The following is a 16,534-nucleotide window of genomic DNA, read 5'->3' on the forward strand; positions in this document are numbered from 1 at the left end:
TCGCTTTTTTATTGCTTTGAAGCCCGTGAGAAAGAGTTAGATGTTCTTCACTTCCAGACCCGCAAGCTGATGCCAATAACCGTTACATTGGCGGTCTTGGATCTTGCCTGGGTTAGTACCTTTCTCATTGGAACGGAACTGATCCAGTTCAGAGAAGGTGCTAAGACCAAGTGGGCTCAAACGTACCACGTCAACCAGACCTTCCATGCTTGGCAGATCGTTGATCAGGTTGTAGCAGTAACCAGACTGAGTTTGGATGCCGTTTAGGTTAAATACTTCCTGACCTTCTTGGCTGCTTACTTTAATGCCCGTTGGGTACTTAATACAGCAGGTTTCGCAGTCATCTTTGGCTTTGTTTTCTGCACGAGCTGTAAAGCAGCGCGCCGAGTAAGCCAGAGGCAGATAACCATGGCTGAAGACTTCTACTTCAAACTTATTACGAATACCAAGTTCATCACATTGAACCAGAGTGTTGCTGAGCCATTCGCGCGATAGTTCTACTGGCATGCACCAGCGGATCATACCTTGTTTTAGGAACAAGTTAAGCGTGTGAGCGTTGTAAGTATTAACCGCAGGGCCAACGACGAAAGGCACTTTATGCTCAGAAGCCAGTTGAACCGCGGACACGTCGTTGGCTTCAATCGCGAAGTCACCGTTGTCGATGTACTTCTTCATGATGTTCACTTCACTTGGCGCTTCTAATAGTGCCATCGTTGATAGCACGACTTGTTTGCCAGATGCAGAGAGTTCTTTCGCGATATCGAACCAATGTGCAGGCTTCATTTCACGACGTTTCGAACATACGGTTTCACCAAGGTAGATGATGTCCGCAGAGCTTGATTTTGCTTGTTCATAAAACGCTTCAACGTCTTGCTTTGGCCAGAAGTACAACAGTGGACCAAGCGCGTATTTCATTGAGTTATCCATCTTAACCTCTACTGCCATTTACGGTGGTAAGCACCAAGAGTGGTTTGCGTACCTTCAGACACGTTTGCCAACGCTGCATCCCAAGCCGCTTCAACTTGGTAAGCCTCTGGATTTGCTTGGTAACGATCAATCGCTGCACGCCACGTGCGCGTTACTTGTTCTACGTAAGCAGGGCTACGTTGGCGACCTTCAATTTTTACGGAAGCCACATTTGCCGCAAACAGCTCAGGCAACATAGAAAGGGTGTTCAAACTGGTTGGCTCTTCCAGTGCATGGTAGCGTTTTTTCTCGCCTTCAATTTCAGCTTCAAAACGGCCTTTACACAAAGTTGGGTAGCCTGCGTTTTCACCTGCGCTGTAGCGATCGATCAGAATATCGTTAAGACGAGACTCTAGACCGTTTTCTGTTTCTTGCCAGCGAACGTATTTCGCCGGAGAGCACGCACCAACGGTGTTTGGTGATTCGCCAGTCATGTATGAAGACAGGTAGCAACGACCTTCTGACATGATGCATAGGCTACCAAAAGCAAAGACTTCCAGCTCGACATCGCTGGTGATGTTGCGAGAAAGCTGTTTTACCTGATGGATAGACAATACGCGAGGCAGTACAACACGTTTTACGTTGAAGTTTTGCTTGTAGAAATCTACCGCTGCAACGTTGGTCGCTGATGCTTGCACAGAAAGGTGCAGTTCGAGTTCTGGGTATTTGCGAGCAGCGTACTCAAGTACCGCAATGTCAGCCACGATAAGCGCGTCCACACCCAATGCTGCGGCATTGTCGACCGCATTTGTCCAACGTTCGAAACCATTTGGATGGGCAAAGGTGTTGAGTGCAACGTGGATCTTTTTGTTGCGGTCATGAACGTATTGCACCGCTTTTTCTAGCTTCTTGCCGTTGAAGTTCAGACCAGCAAAGTGACGCGCGTTGGTATCGTCTTTAAAGCCGATGTATACGGCATCTGCACCGCAATCAATCGCAGTTTTTAACGCAGGCAGGTTACCCGCAGGACACAAGAGTTCCATATGCTCACAATCATAGAGAATAAAAAGGTGCCCGCATTTTATGAAGAATTATGAATAGCGAAATTGACCTAAGTTAGGTTTAGCTCAATAAAGTTGAGATTTACCCCTTGAGAGTAAGGGGTAACACTCAGATTTTGTTGCAGTTGAGATCAGTTCTTATGACGGCGGTTTTGCGCAAACAACTCTTCCACTTCGTGTTTAGGTTGAGGACGGTAGAAATGGAAGCCCTGAATCGAGTTACATTGTAGGTTCGATAGCAGTGTTGCTTGCTGGTGGGTTTCTACACCTTCGGCAACAACGGTCAAATCTAATGATTTACCAAGATTGATGATGTTCTCAATCACCGTCACCTGTTTCGGTAGTGTATCGATGTCGTTGATAAACGCACGGTCGATTTTTAATTCATCGATAGGGAAGCGTGCTAAGTAGGAAAGGGAAGAGTAACCAGTACCGAAATCATCGATAGACAGCGCGAAACCAAGCTTCTTGATCGCATTAAGCATTTGCAAAGTGTGTTCGCTATCGCTCATTACCGCACTTTCGGTGAGCTCAAAGGTAATGCAGCTTGGGTCAAGTTCAGTAGTGCGCAGTAACTTCTCCATATAGTCGATCAGTTGTGGATTACCGAACTGCTCTGGAGAGAGGTTGATCGCCACGCGTCCCGGTAGAATGCCTTGCAGTTTCCAGCGTTTTACTGTGTTAAACACATCGCGCATGACCACGCGACCAAGGTGTTCAATTAAGCCTGCACGCTCGGCGACAGGGATAAATGCGCCCGGGCTGATGTAGCCTTCGACTGGGTGCTTCCAACGTACAAGCGCTTCGGCGCCGTTAATGCTGAAGTCACGCGCGTTAACCTTCGGCTGGTACCAGACTTCCAACCCGTTTTGCTGCAAGGCTTTCTGCAGTTCAATTTCTAGCCATAAACGCATGCGCGCTTCTTTGTTCATCTGATCGTTGAATTTAATCAGACGGTTCCGACCGCGATCTTTCGCTTCATACATTGCAGTGTCAGCATTTTGCAGCAGAATGCGTGCATCTTGCCCATCTTCTGGGTAACGCACACTACCGATAGAGCATGCAAGGCGTTTACTGAAGTGATGGAGATCGAAAGGTTGGTTAATCAGAGAAATAATGCGCTCAGAGAGAATCTCCGCCATGCGAGTGTTTTCTGGCTCAGGCAGAATGATACCAAACTCATCGCCGCCCAAGTGCCCAATGATGGCTTGATTAGGTAAAGATCGTTTTAAGCGGGCGGAGACTTCTTGAATCACTTTGTCACCGATGTGGTGACCAAGTGAGTCGTTAATGTTCTTAAAGTTATCGATGTCGAGGTAGAAAACCAGCAACGGTGTCTGGCTCTTAATAAGTTGCTCTAATCGTTTCGTAAAGCCAAAGCGGTTATACAGCTTGGTCAGTGAATCGATGTGTGCGTCTTCATTGGAATTAGAAGAGAGCAGCTTGGGCGCGTCATCGGCATCTTGGATCAAAATGATTTGAGATTCACTCCCAAGAATTGCCGTGGTATCAGCATGCAACTGAACTTTCCGTTCGAAGCCACAGCGGGCGCTGGTCAGACACACAAAAGGTTTTTCAGAAAGTAATGTGCTGATGCGATGGGTGAAGACTTTTTTGCTGTTTTCATCGATAAACAAGCGAGTCAGCTCTTCACCAAGTAGCTCATGAGGCGAGTTCAACCCGAGTAAACGTGCGGAGGCTGGGTTGGCAGAGATGATGATGTCATCTTCTACCAATAACAACCCGTCAGGCAGTAATTGGGTTAATTTGGCGAACTTACTTTCTGACTCTTCTAAAGAACGAACCAGAATTTGTTTCTCAGACGTATCGATGGCGTGGAAGACCACGAAGCGGATTTCATTTTCTTCATGAACTGGAGAAAGGCTAAAGTGAAGGCTGGTTTCAAGGTCCGTTTCGTCAAGCGTGATTTCCGCTTCAACATGATCGCCTTTGAACGCGCGTTGGTAGTAGGGCGCGAGCTTCTTATAGAACTGCTCTCCCAGTACTTGGCTGTCGTTCAGACCAACGATGTCGTCGTGTCCTAAGCCTGCAATGTCACAATAGCGATCACTTACCATTCGATAATTGTGTTTCTTATCAAGAATGGCAAAAAAGAATGGGCTATTTGAGGTAAGCGTTGCAAACCAATGTTGTAATTGCTGGGAAGGCATTAAGGTGTTACCGATCTCCAATGAGCCTGATTATTCGTCCGTGTAATAAAAACGCTATTTTGATAACTATAACTTTGAACATACCGTTATTAAAGCGTTTATCCACGTCTTCGCGTCAATAATACACGTAAGGTCAAAAAAACGACGCTTGGGTGAGTAAAACTGCCTATTTCTAAAACAAACAGATTTATTGATACATAACAGGTACTGGTATTACTCTATTGCGTAAGATAGACAACCTTATGACAAAGTAACGGATAATTAGCGTGTTAAACAAGATTCGCAGTCAACTAGTAAAGAACGCAGCATCAATTTTGCGATCTCCAGTCCAGTTATTGCCACAAACTGTTCAGAAAAAAGCCTTATTGGAAGGTTTGAAAATGGTGTTCAAAGAAGCCCTAGAAGATGGCGATTTTGAGTTCCTTGAAGACAAGTGGTTAAAAGTTGCGATTAAAGACTTGAACTTAGCATGGTACATCAGCTACCAAGATGAAAAATTAGTGGTAGCAGAGAAACCGGTTCAGGAAGATGTAAGCTTTAGTGGTAACCTTAACGACCTAGTACTTATTGCTGGTCGCAAAGAAGACCCTGATACGCTGTTCTTCCAACGTCGTCTTTCTATCGAGGGCGACACTGAGCTTGGCTTAGAAGTGAAAAACCTGATGGACAGTGTCGACTTAGAGCAGTTACCAAAAGCGATGCAAGTAGCACTGAACCAATTGGCTGACTTTGTTCAGAAAGGGGTTCAAGCGCCTGCACAAGAAACCGGAGTAGCGAATGCTTATTCGAACTGAAGCCCCTGCGGACATTCTCACCATTGACCGCTTATTAAAACACGCTTTCCCAACGGATGCGGAAGCCAACCTAGTGATGCGTTTACGTGAAAACGGTAAGCTCACTCTGTCTTTGGTGGCATGTACCGATGAAGGTGAAGTGGTTGGTCACGCGTTGTTTAGCCCTGTGACGTTGAATGGTGAAGATTTGTCATGGCAAGGTCTTGCGCCTTTGGCTGTACATGAAGATTACCGCCGCCAAGGCATTGCCGCTGAGTTAATCAAAGAAGGCTTTGATTCACTGCGTGATTTTGGTTACCCAGTGTGTGTGGTATTGGGTGAGCCGGATTACTATGCGCGCCAAGGCTTTACAGCCAGCGAAGAGATGGGCTTCGACTGTGCGTGGGAAGTACCGCAAGGTGCGTTCCGTGTAGCAGAATTGGTCGAAGGTCAGTGTGACGGACGCTCTGGTCGCATCGATTATTCTCCAGAATTCTCTGAGCTATAATTGCCAATATTGAATGACAAAGCCCGCTGAAAAAAGCGGGCTTTGTTTTTGAGCCGATTTTTTGACTGGCAAAAGAGGAAAGGTGGATTAATCCTGTTCTTGGACGCGTTTTTTACCCCAAACTTCGATTTTTGCCTTTTTACTCATGCCAGCAGCATTCAATGTCATGTTACCCCAGCTTTTGTATTCCATCTCTAAACGTTTGAATTTCGCATCTTCAGAACCCGGCAGTGTCCAAGCGCGCGTCGACATGCCTTTGGTCAGAGTGCCAACCATGGTTTTGAGTTTTTTCTCGCTGCCATCGGTCATGGTCACTTTCATGTTCTTAATACTCATGGTGCCTTGAGTGCACTTAATTTTGATCTTGCTGAATTTACGGTTTTGAAACAGACCGTTTGGCTCTACTGTGTCGGTTTCTGTTTGGAAGTTCACGATTTTCTCTGCGATCAGCTCCCAACCATCGTTGCTATCCTTAGCGAATGCGGTAAAGCTGGTGGTGGCGATAAGTAACGTAATAGCGATTGATTGGAAAAGCTTCATAACACCTCTGACTTTAAATGCGAAATTTTGATAGGATTGCCTCGTTCAAATAGGTGACAAAAGATGTCAATTAACGAGAAACAATATTTACATGAAATGGGGATCAGCACTTGGGAGCTGAGTCACCCAGAAAGGCTGGAAGGCTATCAATCGCCATTATTGGATTTGCAAAGTTCTTGTAAACTCCTATTGGTATCGCCAACGTGTCCAGAAAACGAGACAGCTTTGATGTTTGAGCGTGTTTTAAAAAGCATTAAGCTCACGCTTGACGACGCGCTGCACCTAGAGCCTGAACGCTTATCCATGCTGGGGGAGCATCAACTAGAGTGGGTGTGGTTCGCAGGCTGTGAGGCAGATGCCAGCATCAATGCCAAGCAACTGACTTCACCGCTATTACAAGATATTGATGGCAACAACGAACAACGCCGTGCATTGTGGCAACAAATCTGTTCGTACTCTTAACGGAGCTAACGCGTGACAATTGAAATTACGCTGATGGGTGCGGAGCACCTTGACCAAGTTTGGCAAATCGAACAGCAAGCGCATTCTCACCCTTGGGCAGAATCTTTGGTTCGTGATTTATCCAGTCGCGGTGCTTGTCATCATGTGATGCTGGAAGGTACTCAGGTGGTGGGTTACTTCTATGGGCAGAATATTGTTGGGGAAGTGACGTTATTGAATATTGCCATAGCGCCATCTCATCAAGGCAAAGGGCTTGGGCAAAAATTACTGGATGCGTTTATCGAATACTGCGAGCAAGCCAAAGCAGAAAGCGCTTGGTTGGAGGTACGTGAAAGCAACCACCCGGCAATCCATATTTATGAGCAAGCGGGTTTTAATGAAGTGGATCGTCGTTATAACTATTACCCAGCTAAAACGGGTAATGGGAAAGAAGATGCCATCATCATGAGCTACCTGTTTTTTCATGAGTAAGGTCTGTGGATAGTAAATAAATTGCACATACCTTAAGTTCATCGTCACATTAATAAGCCTCGGAATTCCCGAGGCTTTTTACTTTCTAGCATTTTACTTCATCCTTTTAACCGATTTGCCAAGCTTATTTTTGTTCGCTTTATTACCATGTAGGTTATAAGTTTATAAATTATATGAAACAAGATCTTGTCGGGAGGAAGAATTTACGATGCCGTATCCGCAAAAATTCGATACTCCTGTTGCTCAGTTGTTTGATGAGCAGAGTAGGGGAACTGTTCTAACAGTCTTAATGTTGGTGACCTTGGCGACATTTGTGCCACTTGGTATTAAAAATCTCCTGATTGGGGAGACATTCCTTGGGTGTGTTTTACTGGCTTTCCAACTGAGTTTCATTATTGAGTTTGCTGCATTGTTTATCCTTGGTGAAAGTAAAATTGGATATCGTATTCCACTGTTTTTGCTTTGGTTATCAGTGGTTTTAAGTGTGCATATCTTTGGCATCATCGCGACGTATTGGGTATTTCCGGTCATTGTGGCTTTGGTATTTATCATCCCGAGTAAAGATGCGTTGGTTACCAATGGGTGGATCATAGCTGGCTGTACATTCTCTGCTTGGTATCAACTTGAATGGAGCATCACTTTACGTTTTGTTGTTGCGGTAATTTGCTGCGCCATAGTTGCGCATGTGGCAGTGCATAAAATTGTTGAGTTGCAGGATAGGTTGAAGTTTCTTTCTACTAGAGACTCGATGACAGGTGCTCTTAATCGAGGGCAGTTAGAAGCTTTTCTTCTACGAGCCTTAGATGAAAAAAGAAGCGGTACCACCTCTTCAATAGCAGTCATTGATATTGACCATTTTAAACAGGTAAATGATTTGTACGGTCATGATGTTGGGGATGAGGTGATCAGTCAGATCGTTACAACGCTCAATGACTATTCAAGAGAGTACGATTTGCTGTTTCGATTGGGGGGAGATGAGTTCTTGATCTTGTTTGAAGGACTTTCCGATCAAACCGCGCAATTTATGATGAGTAGCATCAGCGATAAGGTGCGCGCCAAACATTATCCTCGCCATGCAAAAGTGTCTTTGAGTGTGGGCATTTCTGAGTGCTTGCTTGATGATGACACACCAGATCTTTGGCTAAAGCGTGCTGACATTGCTTTGTACGATGCAAAGCAAAATGGGCGGGACCAAATTGTAGTGGCTTCTACCATTGCTGCTGAAGTCGAATTGCTCGACTGGCAGGACGAAGCTCAGCAACGTAGTTATCTATAAACTCGCGAGGACAAACTCACGAGGAAAGTTGCCCCTAAAGCAATAATAAGCGAGAATACCGCGCAATATTGAATCGAATAAAGCTTGTTTGAATTTCGAGCAAGTCATCAGACATCAAAGAAGACCAGTTTCATGTCAAATACACCTTTTCTAGGCGAAGTTTCTAAGCGTAGAACGTTCGCTATTATTTCTCACCCGGATGCGGGTAAAACCACCATTACTGAAAAAGTACTGTTATTCGGAAACGCGATCCAAAAAGCAGGTACGGTTAAAGGTCGTGGTAACGCACAGCACGCAAAATCAGACTGGATGGAAATGGAAAAGGAACGTGGTATCTCGGTTACTACTTCTGTAATGCAGTTCCCTTACAACGATTGTCTGGTAAACCTACTTGATACTCCTGGACACGAAGACTTCTCGGAAGATACTTACCGTACTCTAACGGCAGTTGACTCATGTCTGATGGTTATCGATGCAGCGAAAGGTGTTGAGGACCGTACTCGTAAACTAATGGAAGTTACACGTCTACGTGACACGCCAATCGTAACCTTCATGAACAAACTTGACCGCGACGTTCGTGATCCAATGGAAGTATTGGATGAAGTAGAAAACGAATTGGGCATGATGTGTGCGCCAATCACATGGCCAATCGGCTGTGGTAAAGAGTTTAAAGGTGTTTACCACATTCACCGTGACGAAACGATTCTGTACGAATCAGGTCATGGTCATGAGATCCAAGAAGTTCGCATCATCAAAGGTCTAGACAATCCAGAGCTAGACGAAAAAGTAGGTGAAAGCCTAGCAGAAAGCGTTCGTGAAGAGCTTGAACTTGTCATGGGCGCATGCCCTGAGTTTGACTTAGAGTTATTCCTAACGGGTGAACTAACGCCAGTTTACTTTGGTACGGCACTGGGTAACTTTGGTGTTGACCACATGCTAGATGGTCTGACGGAGTGGGCTCCTGCACCGAAAACGCGTCAAGCAGTTGAGCGTGATGTTGAAGCAACAGAAGACAAGTTCTCTGGTTTCGTATTTAAGATCCAAGCAAACATGGATCCAAAACACCGTGACCGTATTGCCTTCATGCGTATCGTATCGGGCACTTACACGCAAGGCATGAAGATGAACCACGTTCGTCTTGGCAAGCAAGTGAGTATTTCAGATGCGGTAACCTTTATGGCGGGTGACCGTTCTCGTGCAGAGCACGCTTACGCGGGTGACATCATTGGTCTACACAACCACGGCACTATCCAAATTGGTGACACTTTCACTCAAGGTGAAGCGCTGAAGTTTTCTGGTATTCCAAACTTTGCTCCGGAATTGTTCCGTCGTATTCGTCTAAAAGATCCATTGAAGCAGAAGCAGCTACTAAAAGGTCTGGTTCAGCTGTCTGAAGAAGGTGCGGTACAGGTATTCCGTCCATTGCAAAACAACGACCTTATCGTAGGTGCGGTTGGTGTACTTCAGTTTGACGTGGTTGTAGCTCGTTTGAAGTCAGAATACAACGTTGAAGCGATCTATGAAGGCGTGAACGTGGCAACTGCTCGTTGGGTTGAGTGTGGCGATGCGAAGAAACTGGATGAGTTCCAGCGTAAGAACCAAACGAACCTAGCATTGGACGGTGGCGATAACCTAACTTACATTGCACCGACCATGGTTAACCTAAACCTAGCGCAAGAGCGTTTCCCTGATATCGATTTCCGTGCGACACGTGAGCACTAATCGAATCTAACTCGCTTTATATCGCGTACTAGATTATAAGCCGCCGTTAGCTATACACTTAGTTAACGGCGGTTTTTTTTATTTGGTTTGGAAAGAACTCTATGAGCTAAAAAAGGGTGTGTAATGAACTGGTTTAAAAAAGGACTTAAACGCTACGATGATTGGTGCAAAGAGATGGGACTAACACCCGATCAAAAGCGCAGTTGCGTGCCGTACAAACAAGACCCAGCTAATGAGCCATCTTCAACAAAGAAAGAAGATCAAGAGAAGCCAAGTAATGAAACTATTTGATACTCATTGCCACTTTGACTTCGATGTCTTCCAAGATGACTTTGCATATCAAGTTGAGCTTGCGCGTGAGCAAGGAGTAGAGCGCATCCTTATTCCGTCTGTCGGGCCAAGTAATTGGACTCGCATTCAAGACCTCGCCAATCAATATTCTCATCTCTATTATGCGCTGGGTTTTCATCCCTATTTTCTCCAACAAGAGTTTGAGCAATTTGCTCCAGAGTTGGAATCATTGCTTTCTTCGTCCAACCGGCAATGCGTTGCAATAGGAGAGTGCGGTTTGGATTTCGCCATCGAAGTGCCGGTTGAGCGACAAGAGCGCGCGCTTGAGTTGCAATTTGAGCTAGCAAAGCGGTTTGATTTACCGGTGATCCTGCACAGCCGCAAAGCGCACAATCGACTTATTCAAATGGTCAAAGCGGCACATTTACCAAAAGGTGGGGTGTTGCATGCGTTCTCAGGCAGCTACCAACAGGCGATGGAATGGGTTCGATTAGGATTTTCGATTGGCGTCGGAGGCACTATTACGTATCCGAGAGCTAACAAAACTCGCGACGCAATTCAAAGATTACCCCTTGAACATCTCGTCTTAGAAACGGATGCCCCAGATATGCCTATACTTGGTTATCAGGGTGAGCCGAATCATCCCTTACAACTTATTCATGTTCTCAATGAATTGGCTTCTTTACATAGAAAAAGCAAGCAATCGATTGCTTCTAAGCTGTGGGAAAATAGCAATTCTGCTTTCTTTATATGTGAATAAAATCTAAAGAAGCTGTTTAAAAGCGAAAACGTTTTCCTGCTTATTGTGAGTTGACTCACAAACGAGAGTGAATCAATGATGAATCTTATAAGAAAGTGTGAGGGTGGCATTACTTTAATTGATTCTGCATGAGTATAATTGCCCCCGCTTTATAGCTCCATTTTGTAACACGCCAACAAATAACTTATAAGGAAGTCATAAACTATGAGCCTGTTTATGAGCCTAGTCGGTATGGTAGTGCTTCTTGCTATCGCATTTGCATTTTCCAATAACCGTAAAGCTATCAATCTAAGAACTGTGGGTGGCGCATTTGCTATCCAATTCATCCTAGGTGCATTCGTTCTTTACGTACCTTGGGGCCGTGATCTACTAAACGGTTTCTCTACTGGTGTTTCTAACGTTATCAACTACGGTAACAACGGTTCATCATTCCTATTCGGTGGTCTTGTTTCTGACAAGATGTTCGAAGTATTCGGCGGCGGCGGCTTCATCTTCGCATTCCGCGTTCTTCCTACACTGATCTTCTTCTCAGCACTGATTTCAGTTCTTTACTACATTGGCGTAATGCAGTGGGTTATCAAGATTCTTGGTGGTGCACTACAAAAAGCGCTTGGCACTTCTCGTGCGGAATCAATGTCTGCAGCAGCTAACATTTTCGTAGGTCAAACTGAAGCACCTCTTGTTGTTCGTCCTTTCGTTCCAAAAATGACTCAATCTGAGCTATTTGCGGTAATGTGTGGTGGTCTAGCATCTGTAGCTGGTGGTGTACTAGCAGGTTACGCTTCAATGGGTGTACCTCTAGAGTACCTAGTAGCAGCATCATTCATGGCAGCACCAGGTGGTCTACTATTCGCTAAGATTCTTCACCCAGAGACTGATCAGCCTCACGAAGACATCGAAGAAGCAATGGACGGTGGCGACGACAAACCAGCTAACGTAATCGACGCAGCAGCGGGCGGTGCGGCTTCTGGTCTACAACTAGCACTAAACGTTGGTGCAATGCTAATCGCGTTCGTAGGTCTGATTGCGCTTGTTAACGGTATGCTAGGTGGCATCGGCGGTTGGTTCGGTATGCCTGAACTGACTCTAGAACTAATCCTAGGTTACGCGTTCTCTCCACTAGCATTCCTAATCGGTGTTCCTTGGGACGAAGCAGTTGTTGCTGGTTCATTCATCGGTCAGAAACTAGTTATTAACGAATTCGTTGCTTACTTGAACTTCACACCTTACCTAGGTGACAGCGCTCAAGTAGTTGCGGCAACTGGTGAAGTAATGTCTGAGAAGACTACAGCTATCATCTCATTCGCACTATGTGGCTTCGCGAACCTTTCTTCTATCGCGATCCTACTTGGTGGTCTAGGTAGCCTTGCACCAAACCGTCGTTCAGATATCGCTCGCATGGGTATTAAAGCAGTTCTTGCTGGTACGTTGTCTAACCTAATGGCAGCGACTATCGCAGGCTTCTGCCTTAGCCTTGCAGCATTTTAATTAGAATCGGTTCTTAATATATAGACGCCGTTTTAAACCATGCCCTGTAGCAAGAGATTGCTGCGGGGCATTTTTCGTTTTTTGGACCTGAAAACTTAACCGCACGTAGATCTACGTGAGTGGCTTACGCAGTCGGTGGAATAGGGGCTGGAAAATTTTGAGATACAAACCGTTTGCGCTCTATTTGGTGCTACAGTTTTGCGGTGAATATCTATAATGTAGTAATCACGAGATCGTGGTTATGATAACCACTTAATCATAGAGTGAATATTACATACTCGATGGGCAAATGAATTGCCCTCAATATCAAATCAAACAAGCGTTTTATTGTTTGATGTGATATTAAAGACACCGCAATCATAGATTGTTGTGCCATAGGCCAAACTGGTACTGTGCGGTGACAAGGATAGCAATTGGCATATGACTTTTTCGCAGTATATGCCGAGTCTTCAGGGAACCAAGTCCGTTCATAAATAGACTGTTTAGCCAATTTCTCACACTGTCTCGACTTGTTGATTATAGTTAGAGAAGTGATGTGAGGCTGAGTAGTGAATTTTTTGAATATTGATCGGAGATAGAAATGAGCGATTTAAAAGCAGCAGCGCTACGTGCACTGAAACTTATGGACCTTACTACGCTAAATGATGATGACACTGATGCAAAAGTGATCTCACTATGTCATGACGCGAAATCTGCAGTAGGCAACACAGCTGCAATTTGTATTTACCCTCGCTTTATTCCTATTGCTAAGAAGACACTTCGTGAGCAAGGCACGCCAGAAGTTCGTATCGCAACAGTAACGAACTTCCCACACGGTAACGACGATATTGAAATCGCTGTTGCTGAAACAAAAGCGGCTGTCGCTTACGGTGCAGACGAAGTTGACGTAGTTTTCCCATACCGCGCTCTAATGGCGGGTGATGAGAAAGTGGGCTTCGAGCTAGTTAAGCAATGTAAAGAAGCTTGTGGTGACATCCTTCTTAAAGTGATCATCGAAACTGGTGAACTTAAAGAAGAAGCGCTAATCAAGAAAGCATCTCAAATCTGTATTGAAGCAGGTGCTGACTTCATTAAAACTTCAACTGGTAAAGTGCCAGTAAACGCAACGCCTGAATACGCTCGCATGATGCTTGAAGTTATTCGTGACATGGGTGTTGCAGAAACTGTTGGTTTCAAACCAGCAGGTGGTGTGCGTACTGCTGAAGATGCAGCGGCATACCTAGCAATGGCTGACGAAATCCTAGGTGATAACTGGGTTGATGCTCGTCATTACCGTTTCGGTGCGTCTAGCCTGCTTACAAACCTACTAAATACATTAGAAGTATCGGACGAAGTCGCTGATCCAACAGCGTACTAATTCCAACAATACGTCTGAACGGTAGCACCAACTTTGGTGCTACCAAACCTCTTCTATCCTACTTATACCATGGCTCAAAATGAGCTTGGGAGGCACTAATGTATTTACCACAAGAAATTATCCGTAAAAAACGTGACGGCGAAGTTCTAACAGCCGACGAAATCAACTTCTTCATTCAAGGCGTAGCGAACAACAGTGTATCTGAAGGTCAGATCGCTGCATTTGCTATGACAATCTTCTTCAATGAAATGACGATGCCAGAACGTATCGCACTAACGTGTGCAATGCGTGATTCAGGTATGGTTATCGATTGGAGCCACATGAACTTTGGTGGTCCAATTGTCGATAAGCACTCTACCGGTGGTGTGGGTGACGTAACTTCTCTAATGCTTGGTCCAATGGTGGCTGCATGTGGTGGTTTCGTACCAATGATCTCTGGTCGTGGTCTTGGTCATACTGGCGGTACGCTGGATAAGCTTGAGTCTATCCCTGGCTACAACATCACGCCAACAAACGATGTTTTCGGTCAAGTGACCAAAGATGCTGGTGTGGCTATCATCGGTCAAACGGGTGATCTTGCTCCTGCGGATAAGCGTGTTTACGCGACTCGCGATATCACGGCTACTGTAGACAACATTTCACTAATCACGGCGTCGATTTTATCGAAGAAGCTTGCTGCTGGTCTTGAATCTCTAGTGATGGACGTAAAAGTTGGCTCTGGTGCATTCATGCCAACTTATGAAGCGTCTGAAGAGCTAGCAAAATCAATCGTTGCGGTAGCAAACGGTGCAGGCACTAAGACAACCGCTATCCTAACGGACATGAACCAAGTCTTGGCGTCTTCTGCGGGTAACGCAGTGGAAGTACGTGAAGCGGTTCGCTTCCTAACAGGTGAATACCGTAACCCACGTCTACTTGAAGTAACAATGGCGTCATGTGCAGAAATGCTGGTACTTGGCAAACTTGCTGAGAACACAGAAGACGCACGTGCAAAACTGATGGAAGCGCTAGACAACGGCAAAGCTGCTGAGTGCTTCGGTAAGATGGTTGCTGGTCTAGGTGGTCCTGCGGACTTCGTAGAAAACTACGATAACTACCTAGAAAAAGCAGAAATTATTAAACCTGTATACGCAACAGAAACTGGCGTTGTATCTGCGATGGACACTCGTGCTATCGGCATGGCTGTTGTTTCAATGGGCGGCGGTCGTCGCGTTGCGACAGATGAAATCGACTATGCAGTTGGTTTCGATAACTTCATCCGTCTAGGTGAAGTAGCAGATAGCGATAAACCTCTTGCGGTTATTCATGCTCGTACTGAAGAGCAATGGGAAGAAGCCGCTAAAGCACTTCGCAGTGCAATCACTGTAGGTGGTGAGTACACACCAACTCCAGAGGTTTACCGTCAAATCCGTGCAGAAGATCTTTAATCGAATAAGTAATTACACAAGGCCTACTCAACCATAATAAGAAGCCGAGTGGGCCTAAGGAACGAGCAATGAAAAGAGCATTTATTTTAGTACTAGACTCATTCGGCATCGGCGCAGCTGCAGATGCAGAACAATTTGGTGATGTAGGTTCAGACACATTAGGTCATATTGCAGACCAGTGTGAGCAAGGCTTAGCAGATAACGATCAACGTAAAGGTGCACTTCGTCTTCCAAACCTATCTAAGTTAGGTTTGGCAATGGCACATAAAGAGTCAACAGGTCGCTTCGCACCTGGCCTAGACGCAGATGCAGAAATCATTGGTGCGTACGGTCACGCAGCAGAGCTTTCTTCAGGTAAAGATACTCCATCTGGTCACTGGGAAATCGCTGGTGTGCCTGTTCTGTTTGATTGGGGCTACTTCACTGATAAAGCGAACAGCTTCCCGAAAGAGCTGACTGACCGCATCCTTGAGCGTGCGGGTTTAGACGACTTCCTAGGTAACTGCCATGCATCAGGTACTCAAGTATTGGATGACCTTGGTGAAGAGCACATGAAGACAGGTCAGCCAATTTTTTACACGTCTGCTGACTCTGTATTCCAAATCGCATGTCACGAAGAGACTTTCGGTCTAGACCGTCTACTAGAGCTTTGCCAAATTGCACGTGAAGAGCTAGAAGATTACAACATCGGTCGTGTTATTGCGCGTCCTTTCATTGGTCCTGGTAAAGGTCAATTTGAACGTACAGGTAACCGTCGTGACCTTTCTGTTGAGCCACCATCAGCAACTGTTCTTCAGAAGCTAGTTGATGAGAAGCAAGGTGATGTGGTTTCTATCGGTAAGATCGCTGATATTTACGCGAACTGCGGCATCACTAAGAAAGTGAAAGCGACAGGTATCCCTGCACTGTTCGAAGCAACACTAGAGCAAATCAAAGAAGCGGGTGACAACAGTATCGTATTCACTAACTTTGTAGACTTCGACTCAGCGTACGGTCACCGTCGTGACGTAGCGGGTTATGCTGCGGCACTTGAGTATTTCGATGGTCGCATCAACGAAGTGCTAGAGCTAATGGAAGAAGACGATGTTCTTATCCTAACGGCAGACCACGGTTGTGATCCAACATGGCCTGGTACTGACCATACTCGTGAGCACATTCCAGTAATTGTTTATGGTAAGAAAGTACCAGCGGGCTCACTAGGTCGTCGTGATAGCTTTGCAGATATCGGTCAAACATTGGCAAGTTACTTCGGTACATCACCAATGGATTACGGTAAGAACTTCCTATAATTAGGTAGGTTTTGAAAACTAGGAGCTTGATT

16 protein-coding genes are annotated in these 16,534 nt (G+C 45.4%); 12 read left to right on the plus strand and 4 right to left on the minus strand.

Going from position 1 to position 16,534, the window contains the following annotated elements; genetic code table 11:
- Window positions 1-36 precede the first annotated feature (36 nt).
- The 3 genes from VHA02S_RS00485 to VHA02S_RS00495 form a co-directional block, all read right to left on the minus strand.
- Complete coding sequence (locus VHA02S_RS00485; RefSeq protein WP_005449138.1) at window positions 37-915, minus strand: U32 family peptidase; 879 nt, start codon at window positions 913-915, stop codon at window positions 37-39.
- 20 nt (window positions 916-935) lie between these two features.
- Window positions 936-1,949, minus strand: a complete 1,014-nt coding sequence (ubiU, locus tag VHA02S_RS00490; RefSeq protein WP_005431919.1) for a ubiquinone anaerobic biosynthesis protein UbiU — start codon at window positions 1,947-1,949, stop codon at window positions 936-938.
- A 149-nt stretch (window positions 1,950-2,098) separates the two neighbouring features.
- Window positions 2,099-4,138, minus strand: coding sequence for a sensor domain-containing protein (locus tag VHA02S_RS00495; RefSeq protein ID WP_005449136.1), 2,040 nt, complete (start codon window positions 4,136-4,138; stop codon window positions 2,099-2,101).
- 266 nt (window positions 4,139-4,404) lie between these two features.
- Here VHA02S_RS00495 and ubiT point away from each other — a divergent pair, with 266 nt between their 5' ends.
- Together ubiT and VHA02S_RS00505 are read left to right on the plus strand one after the other, a co-directional pair.
- Complete coding sequence (ubiT, locus tag VHA02S_RS00500; protein WP_005431915.1) at window positions 4,405-4,932, plus strand: ubiquinone anaerobic biosynthesis accessory factor UbiT; 528 nt, start codon at window positions 4,405-4,407, stop codon at window positions 4,930-4,932.
- Complete coding sequence (locus VHA02S_RS00505; RefSeq protein WP_038898002.1) at window positions 4,916-5,419, plus strand: GNAT family N-acetyltransferase; 504 nt, start codon at window positions 4,916-4,918, stop codon at window positions 5,417-5,419. The genes ubiT and VHA02S_RS00505 overlap by 17 nt, the downstream gene beginning before the upstream one ends.
- An 87-nt stretch (window positions 5,420-5,506) precedes the next feature.
- Here VHA02S_RS00505 and VHA02S_RS00510 read toward each other — a convergent pair whose 3' ends face one another.
- Complete coding sequence (locus VHA02S_RS00510; protein WP_038898003.1) at window positions 5,507-5,959, minus strand: DUF2541 family protein; 453 nt, start codon at window positions 5,957-5,959, stop codon at window positions 5,507-5,509.
- 63 nt (window positions 5,960-6,022) lie between these two features.
- Between VHA02S_RS00510 and VHA02S_RS00515 the strand changes: the two genes are divergently transcribed.
- The 10 genes from VHA02S_RS00515 to VHA02S_RS00555 all read left to right on the plus strand — a co-directional run bounded on the left by VHA02S_RS00515 (window position 6,023) and on the right by VHA02S_RS00555 (window position 16,502).
- Window positions 6,023-6,421, plus strand: coding sequence for a DNA polymerase III subunit psi (locus VHA02S_RS00515; protein ID WP_005449132.1), 399 nt, complete (start codon window positions 6,023-6,025; stop codon window positions 6,419-6,421).
- Window positions 6,422-6,433: 12 nt separating this feature from the next.
- Complete coding sequence (gene rimI, locus VHA02S_RS00520; RefSeq protein WP_038898004.1) at window positions 6,434-6,892, plus strand: ribosomal protein S18-alanine N-acetyltransferase; 459 nt, start codon at window positions 6,434-6,436, stop codon at window positions 6,890-6,892.
- Window positions 6,893-7,100: 208 nt separating this feature from the next.
- Window positions 7,101-8,168 (plus strand): GGDEF domain-containing protein, encoded by a 1,068-nt coding sequence (locus VHA02S_RS00525; protein ID WP_009698716.1) that lies wholly within the window; start codon window positions 7,101-7,103, stop codon window positions 8,166-8,168.
- 132 nt (window positions 8,169-8,300) lie between these two features.
- A complete protein-coding gene (gene prfC / locus VHA02S_RS00530; RefSeq protein WP_005449129.1) occupies window positions 8,301-9,890 on the plus strand; it encodes a peptide chain release factor 3 in 1,590 nt (529 codons plus the stop codon).
- A gap of 123 nt (window positions 9,891-10,013) precedes the next feature.
- A complete protein-coding gene (locus VHA02S_RS26045; RefSeq protein ID WP_160167726.1) occupies window positions 10,014-10,181 on the plus strand; it encodes a DUF5363 family protein in 168 nt (55 codons plus the stop codon).
- Entirely contained in the window at window positions 10,168-10,941 is a 774-nt protein-coding gene (locus VHA02S_RS00535; RefSeq protein WP_038898005.1) for a TatD family hydrolase, read from the plus strand. Before VHA02S_RS26045 ends, VHA02S_RS00535 begins: the two co-directional genes overlap by 14 nt.
- A gap of 204 nt (window positions 10,942-11,145) precedes the next feature.
- Window positions 11,146-12,429, plus strand: a complete 1,284-nt coding sequence (locus VHA02S_RS00540) for a NupC/NupG family nucleoside CNT transporter (RefSeq protein WP_005449124.1) — start codon at window positions 11,146-11,148, stop codon at window positions 12,427-12,429.
- A gap of 580 nt (window positions 12,430-13,009) precedes the next feature.
- Complete coding sequence (gene deoC / locus VHA02S_RS00545; RefSeq protein ID WP_005449122.1) at window positions 13,010-13,786, plus strand: deoxyribose-phosphate aldolase; 777 nt, start codon at window positions 13,010-13,012, stop codon at window positions 13,784-13,786.
- Between the two features lie 98 nt (window positions 13,787-13,884).
- On the plus strand, window positions 13,885-15,213 hold the full coding sequence (gene deoA / locus VHA02S_RS00550) for a thymidine phosphorylase (RefSeq protein ID WP_005449121.1): 1,329 nt from the start codon (window positions 13,885-13,887) through the stop codon (window positions 15,211-15,213).
- Between the two features lie 68 nt (window positions 15,214-15,281).
- Window positions 15,282-16,502: a phosphopentomutase gene (locus tag VHA02S_RS00555; RefSeq protein WP_038898341.1), complete on the plus strand. Its 1,221-nt coding sequence runs from the start codon at window positions 15,282-15,284 to the stop codon at window positions 16,500-16,502.
- Window positions 16,503-16,534 lie beyond the last annotated feature (32 nt).

The sequence above is a fragment of the Vibrio harveyi NBRC 15634 = ATCC 14126 = KCTC 12724 genome (genome assembly GCF_001591145.1).
Taxonomy (GTDB): Bacteria; Pseudomonadota; Gammaproteobacteria; order Enterobacterales; family Vibrionaceae; genus Vibrio; species Vibrio harveyi.

Bases quoted from the DNA above. Each gene is read 5' to 3' on its own strand.
- VHA02S_RS00485 (WP_005449138.1), bottom strand. From the start codon at position 915: ATGAAATACGCGCTTGGTCCACTGTTGTACTTCTGGCCAAAGCAAGAC.
- ubiU (WP_005431919.1), bottom strand. From the start codon at position 1,949: ATGGAACTCTTGTGTCCTGCGGGTAACCTGCCTGCGTTAAAAACTGCG.
- VHA02S_RS00495 (WP_005449136.1), bottom strand. From the start codon at position 4,138: ATGCCTTCCCAGCAATTACAACATTGGTTTGCAACGCTTACCTCAAAT.
- VHA02S_RS00505 (WP_038898002.1), top strand. From the start codon at position 4,916: ATGCTTATTCGAACTGAAGCCCCTGCGGACATTCTCACCATTGACCGC.
- VHA02S_RS00510 (WP_038898003.1), bottom strand. From the start codon at position 5,959: ATGAAGCTTTTCCAATCAATCGCTATTACGTTACTTATCGCCACCACC.
- VHA02S_RS00515 (WP_005449132.1), top strand. From the start codon at position 6,023: ATGTCAATTAACGAGAAACAATATTTACATGAAATGGGGATCAGCACT.
- VHA02S_RS00525 (WP_009698716.1), top strand. From the start codon at position 7,101: ATGCCGTATCCGCAAAAATTCGATACTCCTGTTGCTCAGTTGTTTGAT.
- prfC (WP_005449129.1), top strand. From the start codon at position 8,301: ATGTCAAATACACCTTTTCTAGGCGAAGTTTCTAAGCGTAGAACGTTC.
- VHA02S_RS26045 (WP_160167726.1), top strand. From the start codon at position 10,014: ATGAACTGGTTTAAAAAAGGACTTAAACGCTACGATGATTGGTGCAAA.
- VHA02S_RS00535 (WP_038898005.1), top strand. From the start codon at position 10,168: ATGAAACTATTTGATACTCATTGCCACTTTGACTTCGATGTCTTCCAA.
- VHA02S_RS00540 (WP_005449124.1), top strand. From the start codon at position 11,146: ATGAGCCTGTTTATGAGCCTAGTCGGTATGGTAGTGCTTCTTGCTATC.
- deoC (WP_005449122.1), top strand. From the start codon at position 13,010: ATGAGCGATTTAAAAGCAGCAGCGCTACGTGCACTGAAACTTATGGAC.
- deoA (WP_005449121.1), top strand. From the start codon at position 13,885: ATGTATTTACCACAAGAAATTATCCGTAAAAAACGTGACGGCGAAGTT.
- VHA02S_RS00555 (WP_038898341.1), top strand. From the start codon at position 15,282: ATGAAAAGAGCATTTATTTTAGTACTAGACTCATTCGGCATCGGCGCA.